This is a genomic window from Streptomyces anandii JCM 4720, from assembly GCF_014650655.1.
Classification (GTDB): Bacteria; Actinomycetota; Actinomycetes; order Streptomycetales; family Streptomycetaceae; genus Streptomyces; species Streptomyces anandii.
Genome location: NZ_BMVJ01000027.1, coordinates 32,941 through 40,956 on the forward strand (window position 1 = coordinate 32,941; position 8,016 = coordinate 40,956).

At 71.5% G+C, this 8,016-nt stretch carries 5 protein-coding genes and 1 pseudogene; 1 reads left to right on the forward strand and 5 read right to left on the reverse strand.

Features of this window, described 5'->3' with window-relative positions:
- On the reverse strand, positions 1-2,526 hold a 2,526-nt coding region (locus IE249_RS31630; protein WP_506367832.1), incomplete at its 3' end, for a SpoIIE family protein phosphatase.
- A 469-nt stretch (positions 2,527-2,995) separates the two neighbouring features.
- Here IE249_RS31630 and IE249_RS31635 point away from each other — a divergent pair.
- Positions 2,996-3,913: pseudogene (locus tag IE249_RS31635) on the forward strand (lamin tail domain-containing protein); the annotation flags it as partial.
- Between the two features lie 60 nt (positions 3,914-3,973).
- Here IE249_RS31635 and IE249_RS31640 read toward each other — a convergent pair.
- The 4 genes from IE249_RS31640 to IE249_RS31655 form a co-directional block, all read right to left on the reverse strand.
- On the reverse strand, positions 3,974-5,308 hold the full coding sequence (locus tag IE249_RS31640) for a sensor histidine kinase (protein ID WP_189710371.1): 1,335 nt from the start codon (positions 5,306-5,308) through the stop codon (positions 3,974-3,976).
- Position 5,309: 1 nt separating this feature from the next.
- Positions 5,310-6,053: a two-component system response regulator CseB gene (gene cseB / locus IE249_RS31645; protein WP_189710373.1), complete on the reverse strand. Its 744-nt coding sequence runs from the start codon at positions 6,051-6,053 to the stop codon at positions 5,310-5,312.
- 176 nt (positions 6,054-6,229) lie between these two features.
- Complete coding sequence (locus IE249_RS31650; protein ID WP_373304511.1) at positions 6,230-7,165, reverse strand: endonuclease/exonuclease/phosphatase family protein; 936 nt, start codon at positions 7,163-7,165, stop codon at positions 6,230-6,232.
- Positions 7,166-7,260: 95 nt separating this feature from the next.
- Positions 7,261-8,016, reverse strand: a 756-nt coding sequence (locus tag IE249_RS31655; RefSeq protein ID WP_229859688.1) for a D-alanyl-D-alanine carboxypeptidase family protein, incomplete at its 5' end; no start/stop codon positions are given.

An 8,016-nucleotide genomic window follows, 5' to 3' on the forward strand; every position in this document is an offset into this window, starting at 1 on the left:
GAAGACGGAGTCCTGCAGGTGCCAGTCGTTGAGGCGTTTGGTGGCGGCGGCTCGGATGAGGGGCACGATGGCCGGGTCGGCGGGAAGGTGGTCCCAGCCGGCCATGTGGTGGGAGGGCAGGCCATGGGCGCGTGCGACGAGGAGGGTGAGGTCGTCGGTGCGCGACTTGGGGGCGGGCAGTCTTTCTATGACGGCCTGGCAGGTCTGCTCCGGTGAGCGGCCGGGGTGGGCGAGAGTCCGGCGGAGGTCTTCCATGGCTGCGTCGACGTCGCGCTGCTGTTCCGGGAAGAGCCCGTCGGTGTAGAGGACGAGCTGGCTGTCGTCGGGGAGGTCGATGTCGACGGCGTCGAAGGGGAGTCCGCCGAGACCGAGCGGGGGATTCGCGGGGAGTTCGGGAAAGGTGGCCGTGCCGTCGGGCAGGACCAGTGCGGCGGGAAAGTGCCCGGCGCGGGCGAGACTGCACCGGCGCGTGGTGGGGTCGTAGACCGCGTACAGGCAAGTGGTCCCGATGAGGACGTCGGCGTCGCGCGGGTCCGTGGTGACCATCTGGTCCACGAGGTTGTCGAGATGGGTGAGGAGCTCGTCGGGGGCGAGGTCGAAGGCGGAGAAGTTGTGGACGGCTGTGCGCAGGCGGCCCATGGCGGCGGCGGCGTGCACGCCGTGGCCGACGACGTCGCCCACGACCATGGCGATGCGGGTGCCGGACAGGGGGATGACGTCGAACCAGTCCCCGCCGACCGCGGCGTGGGCGGGCAGGTAGCGGTGGGCGGTCTCGAGGGTGGCGTGCTCCGGCAGGACCTCGGGCAGCAGGCGGCGTTGAAGGGCGAGGACCGCGGTGCGCTCACGTGTGTAGCGGCGTGCGTTGTCGATGCAGACCGCGGCGGAGGTGGCGAGTTCCGACGCCAGGGAGAGGTCGTCGTCCTCGAACGGGGCCGAGCCCTGTGCGCGGTAGAAGCTGACGGTGCCCAGCACGGTGTCGCGGGCGGTGAGGGGGACGACGATGAGGGAGTGGATTCCCTGGTCGAGGATCCTCGCGGAGCGCTCCGGGTCCTGGGCCGCCCAGCTGTCGGCGGCTGTCAGGTCCTGTTCGATGACCGGGCAGACACATGCGAGGCATCTGGCCTGCGGGGTGCCGGGCTCGAAGACGACCTGGTCGCCCACGGCGTAGAAGGGGATGTCGTGCTGTCCGCTCACCGCGGCTCGGCGCACCCGGGGGTCGCTCGGGGCGGGGTCGTCGCCGCTGAGTACGGCGGGGTGGAGATCCACGGTGGCGGCGTCGGCGAAATGGCCCGCCACCACCTCCGTGAGTTCTTCGGCGGTGCGGATCACGTCCAGAGTGGTGCCGACGCGGCGGCTGGCTTCGTGCAGGAGCTGCAGGCGGTTGCGTGCGATGACGGCGGAACGGCCGGCGCTGGGCTCACCGACGGCCTGCAGCCATCGGGAGGCGCCTTCGCCGGCCGTGCGGGCGGCCGGCGAAGAGGCGTCACGGCCGGGCGCGGGAGCGGGCGGCGCGGGGCCGGATCCGTGTGCACCGAGCGCGTGGTTCCCGGTCCCGGAGGATTCCTCCGCCGGCCACTGCAGTCGCTGCCGTCCTGCCGGGTCCACGGGGGCGGAAGCCGGCTCGGCCGCAAGGAGCGCTTCGACCGCCAGTCCGTCGAGTCCTTCGCCCACCGGTTCGGCCAGGAGCGTGACCACGCGGCCCGTGGACAAGGGGACCTCGGTGGCCGCCCTCTGGCCCGAGGCGATCAGCTCCAGCGCCTTCTCGTCGAGCAGGAGCCGGTCGGCCCTGCTCAGACTGTCCATGGCCGGTGATGCGAGGTCGACGCGGTTCCCTTCCCCGGCCCGGGCGCGGTGCGCCGCGTCCGTGTACGCCCGCAGCAGGGCACGCTCGCGCTCCGACTTGCCCTCCAGCAGCCTGCGCTCGATGTCCAGGGCGGCCCTGCGGACCATGACCTCCTCCCGCAGGGCGGTGGACTCGGTCCTGCGGAGGGCGAGATCCAGAACTCCGACTATGCGTCCGCTGAACGGATCGTGCACAGGAGCGGCGACGCAGTCCTCCACGATCCAGGAGTCGGAGAAGTGTTCATGGCCCACGACGCGGGCGATGCCCCTGTCCATGAGGGCGAGCCCGATGGAGTTGGTGCCGGCAAGCGATTCGCGGAAGCTGAAGCCGGGCGTGCTGCCGCCGACCTCCTCGAGGTACCGGGACACCTGCTCTCTGCCCGGGGTGCATTTCAGCACCACTCCCTCGCTGTCGACGAGGGTGACGGTCGCCCACGCCCCGGAGATCCGGGCGACCAGCCTTTCGTACACCGGCAGTGCCGCGTGAACGAATTCGGTGTCGAGATCGGGATCTCCTTGGTAGGGCGCCTCGACATTTCCCGGGGTGAGTCCGAGTGCCCGGCAGCGACGCCAGGAAGAAAGAATTTCGTTCCGTAGGCCCACGCCGACCTGCTCACCGGAGAAAAACCGCTCGCGGCTACGGGCGGTGAATTCTTCGCTGCGACGGTTGGTTGGCAATTGCATCACTTCCCGGCCGGGAAATATGCGGCTACGGCGTCAAAGGCAGACTACACCCCGGTGCGGCCGACACTGCGTGGCCGTCCGTGTCCGGACCGTTCCTGCTGCCGCACGAGCGGTGCGGCAGCGGCTCACGGATAAGTAGTTCTGCGGATGGTGTTCCACCGGCGCGCCTTCTAGGGTTGCGTTCGCTTTCCTTGCGCCCGGGGCCCCCACCTCTGAAAGCCTCCGATTCCCATGACCGAAACAACCGCCGATGCCGACCGAGGACCCTCAATCGGCCTCGCGGCAAGGTCCCTGCGCTGAAAGGAAGCTCAGCCCCATGAGCGGAACGACTCCGTCCCACCGGCGTGCTTCGGTACCCGCCCGCCTCAAGATCGCGGCAGGCGCCGCGGTCGCCGGCGTCGTGGCCGTCGTCGCTCCCCTGGTGGCCAGCGCCAGCACCGCCACGCCGTCCGGCAACCCGGCCGGGTCCGCCGCCTGGCCGGGCAGCGCCAAGGTGTCCACGGCCGACGCCTCCGGCCTCTTCGGTGAGGACCTCAGCGGCCTGTACCAGGAAGGCGGTGTCATGTGGGGCGCGCAGAACAGCGGGAAACTGTGGCGCCTGGTCCGCGACGGCTCAGGCGGCTGGAAGCCCGACACCAGGGACCACTGGGCGTCGGGGAAGAAGATCCACTACCCGGACGGCTCCGGCACCCCCGATGACGAAGGTGTCACCGTCACCGGAGCCGGCTCCGCCGCGGGCGTCTACGTGGCCAGTGAACGCGACGGCGACGACTCCGGCACCAGCCGGCTCTCCGTGCTGCGCTACGACGTCTCCAGGACCGCCAAGTCGCTGACCGCCACCAGGGAATGGAACCTCACCTCCGACCTGCCCCCGGTCGACCCCAACCTCGGCTTCGAAGGCATCACCTGGATACCCGACAGCGCCCTGACCGCGGCCGGCTTCAAGGACTCCTCCACGGGCGCGGCCTACGATCCCGGCTCCTACGGCTCCCACACCGGCGGCGTGTTCTTCCTCGGGGTCGAAGGCACCGCCATGGTCTACGGCTACGTCCTCGAGGACTCCGGGGCCTTCACCCGTGTCGCCTCCGTCCGCAGCGGCATGGACGGCGTGATGGAACTGCAGTGGGAACCGCAGGCCTCACGCCTGTGGGTCGTGTGCGACGACAACTGCAACGGCCAGCACCGCACGATGCAGATCGACAAGTCCGGGAACTTCGCCGTCACCGCCGTCCTCAACCGGCCCAAGGGCATGCCCGACTTCAACAACGAGGGCTTCACCCTGGCCGGGGCCGACGAATGTGCCAACGGCTCCAAGCCCGTCTACTGGGCCGACGACTCCAACGACGACGACCACGCCCTGCGCAAGGGCACCGTCGCCTGCTCGTGACACCCCGTCCCGGCGGATGGGCACCGAGGAGCCGCCTGCACCGTGCGGCGGCGCGGGACATCACAGCTCCTGACTTCCTCCCGGGGGGAGGCTGAGGACGGCGACGGCCCCGTCGGGCGTGGTGTTGGCCAGGGTGAGGCGGGCGCCGATGACCCGGGCCTGGCCGATGGCGATGGTGAGGCCGAGGCCGTGGCCGCGGCCACGCTCGGCCGCGCCGGTGTGAAAACGCCGGGGGCCGTGGGCGAGGAGGTCCGCAGGGAAGCCGGAGCCGTGGTCGCGTACGACGATGCTCGTGGCGTCGACGGTGACCTCCACCGGCGGCCTGCCGTGGCGGTGGGCGTTGAGGACCAGATTGGTGACGATACGGTCGAGGCGGCGGGGGTCGGTGTGGACGACCGGTCGCCCGGTCACGAGGACGCGTGTCTCCAGACCGGTGCGTTGTGCCGATTCCGTCACCAGTTCGCCGAGAGGCACGCGCCGGACTTCGGCCTGCTCGGTCCCGACGTCGAGGCGGGAGATCTCCAGCAGATCGTCGACCAGGACACGCAGCGCCTGTACGCGGTCGCGGACGAGGTGGGCGGCCTCGCCCTCGGCCAGGAGGGAGGCGGAGGTGACCAGGGCGGTGAGGGGGGTGCGCAGTTCGTGGGCGACATCCGCGGTGAAGCGCTGTTCGGCCCGAAGGCGTTCCCTGAGGGCGTCGGCCATGTGGTCGACGGCCGAGGAGATCTCACCGATCTCGTCACCGTGCCGGCTTGCGGTGCGCGCGTCGAGTTCACCGTGGCGGATACGGCGGGCGGTGGCCGCGACGCGGCGCAGACGGCGCAGCACCGGCTCGGCGGCCAGAAGGGTGAGGGGAACGACGACGGCGAGCGTGGCGATGGCCGCGTACTTCATGTGACGGTCCAGTGCCTGCCGGCTGAACAGGTCGGTGGTCATGTCCGTCTGCACGGCCATCACGGTGCCGTCGACGCGGGCGGCCGCCCACATGGAGGCTCCCTGCGCCGGCTTCCTGGTGTCGTACCAGGTCACGGGGCCGGACCGGGAGCCGAGCAGGTCGCGCAGCTGATCCGGTATCTCATCCCCGGTGACGTAGCCGGGCTCCGCCGGGTTGCGGCCCGCGGACGGATGACCGCGGAACTCCGCCTGGGCCGCCTGCAGTTCGCGCAGGGCGCCGGCGCGGCCGATGCTCATGGAACGGACCTCGGTGCTGTGGTGCACCAGGACCCCGATGCCCAACGCCATCGCACAGGCCGCGGCGGCGACCGCGGCGGTGATCTTCCAGCGCAGGGATCGCGGATCGACCAGGCGCCGCAGCGCGCGGCCGGGCGGAGCGCGGTGGACCGCGGTGCGGGCGGAGGGGGCCGCGCCGGTTCCGGGGGCGGTGGGGCGCCGCATCTCAGCGCCGGAACTTGTAGCCGAAACCACGTATGGTCTCGATGTGATCGGCACCGATCTTCCTGCGCAGGCGCTGCACCGTCAGGTCGACGACTCGGCTGTCGCTGTCCCAGCCGTAGTCCCACACCCTGCGCAGCAGTGTCTGGCGCTCCAGGACGATGCCGGGCGCGGACACGAACTCCAGCAGCAGGCGCAGTTCCATGGGAGTGAGCGCGAGAAGCCTTCCGTCCACCCGCACTTCCAGACACCGGGTGTCGACGCTGAGGCCGCGGAAGGCGAGCACGCTGCCGTCGTCGTGCGGTGACCGGCCGGCCGGGGCGGAGGGCGGGGTGAAGGCGGTCCGGCGCATCAGGGTCCGGATGCGCGCCAGCAGGACGGGAGTGTCGACGGGTTTGACCACGTAGTCGTCGGCGCCCGCCTCCAGACCGCCCACCACGTCCAGCGAGTCGCCGCGCGCGGACATCATCAGGATGGGCGCCTGGCTCGTTTCACGGACCCGGTGGCACAGTCCGATGCCGTCCAGGTGCGGCAGCATGACGTCGAGCAGCAGCAGGTCGGGGTGTTTGTCGCGGAACATCTCCAGGCCGGTCAGTCCGTCGGGCGCCGCGGATGTCCGGTACCCGTAGCGTTCCAGGGCCATCGCGAGGGACCTGCGGATCGCTTCGTCGTCCTCCACCAGCAGAACATGCACGGGAGCGGGGGCGCCGTCGGGCTGTTCCGCCGGCTTGCTGTCGTGTCGTGGCATGGCGTCACCTGAAACCTGTCGTCCGGTTCCGCACGACGGTATCCGCAGGCGCCCTGGGGCGGTTGTGATCGCGCCTCTCGGGCGGGCACCGGCTCGTGACGCCGTGGGGCAGGTCGCCCGGCAGCGTTCCCCGCGCAGGGCGGCGGACGTCGGGGCAAGCCCGTCACGTTTGGCCCTCACAGGCGCAGGGAGGCCGCGACGGGCAAGTGATCGCTGCCGGTGCGCGGCAGGGTCCAGGACGCGACCGGGGCGATGCCCCTGCTCAGGATCTGGTCGATCCGGGCCACCGGAAACCCGGCGGGCCAGCTGAACCCGAAGCCGTCTCCGGCCGCCTCCTGCGCCGATCGCAGCTGCGCGGTCAGGGGCCGCAGCGCCCTGTCCCCGGTGGAGCCGTTGAAGTCGCCCACCACCAGGACGCGGGGCAGCGGCTCGGCCCGTACGGCATCGGCGAGCCTGCCGACCGACCTGTCGCGCTCACTCGTGGTGAACCCCGTGCCCAGGTGCGCCCGTACCGAAGCGAGATGGGCGGCGTACACGGCGAGCGGTCCCTTCGGCGTGGCGACGGTGGCCCGCAGGGCACGGTTCCACCGCATGACCGCGACCGGTGCCGCGTCATGAAGCGGGTACCTGCTCCACAGACCGACGGTGTCCTGCACCGTGTGGTACGGATAGCTCCCTGCCAGGACGCGCTCGTACACCGGTGTCGCCTTCGCGGTCAGCTCCTCCAGGGCGATCAGGCCGGCGCCCGAGCCCGCGAGCTCGCGGGCGCTGCCTTCCGGGTCGGGGTTGCCGGCGCCGACATTGTGGGTCAGCACCGTCACGTCCCCGCCGTCGGAGCGTTTGTCGGCGAGCGTGCCGCCGAACATCGAGCACCACACGACGGCCGGAAGCAGGACGGTGACGGCAGCGGTCGCGGACCGCCGCACCAGCGCCAGTGCCAGCAGGACGGGCACGCTCACGCCCAGCCACGGCAGGAAGGTCTCCAGCAGGCTGCCGAGATGCCCGAATGCGTTCGGTACCCACGCGTGGGCGAGCATGAGCGATGCGGTCAGTACGGCGGCCACGGCGACCAGCCGTCCGCGCCGCCACCGGCTCGTGCCGCCGGCCGGGATCCTGCCCGGTCGGTTTGCGTGCCGGTGCCCGCCTTCCCCCGCGGCCGGCGCGGACCGGCTCGTGGCATCGTCCCCCGCCCGGCCGAGCAGCACGCTCACGCCTGCCTCCCGATGGAGCCGAGGACCGAGGGAAGGTTCTTCCGCAGGACGTCGATCAGGTCACCGCTCCTGTCCAGGGCGGCCGCCAGGCCCACCGCGGGGGTGGTGTGGGCGCGCTGGCCCAGTACGACACCGAGCAGGAGGTACTTCTTCGTACCGGCCCACGCCTCGGCGGCCCACATCAGGTTGCCGCCCGCGGGAGTGCTCGACCCGGTCTTGAGCCCGATGACCCCGGGCCGGTCCAGCAGCCGGTTGGTGTTGGTGACCGGGCCGGGCACACCGGAGACCGTCGCGGTGCGCATGCGGACCACCGCGCGCAGCGTGGGCAGCTCCACGGCCTCGCGGGCCAGCTTGAGCTGGTCGTCCGCCGTGCTCGTGGTGGAGGACTCGATGCCGCTGGCCCCGGTGTAGGTGGTGTCGGCCATGCCCAGTTCCGCGGCCGCGCGGTTCATCTTCCCGACGAACGCCCGCTCGCTGCCCGCATCCCAACGAGCCAGCAGCCGGGCGACGTTGTTGGCGGACGGAAGCAGCATCAGCTCCAGCAGCTCACGCTGGGACAGCCGCTGCCCGGCCGTGAGCCGGACGGCCGACTCGCTGCCCGAGGAGGACTCGTTCGCCGCGGTCTCGTCGACGGTGATCCAAGGCCCGCCCTCCCCGCCCCCGAGCGGGTGGTCCTCGAGGACCACGTACGCGGTCATCACCTTGGTGACGCTGGCGATCGGCACGGGGTGGTGCCCGCCGGTCCTGCCCAC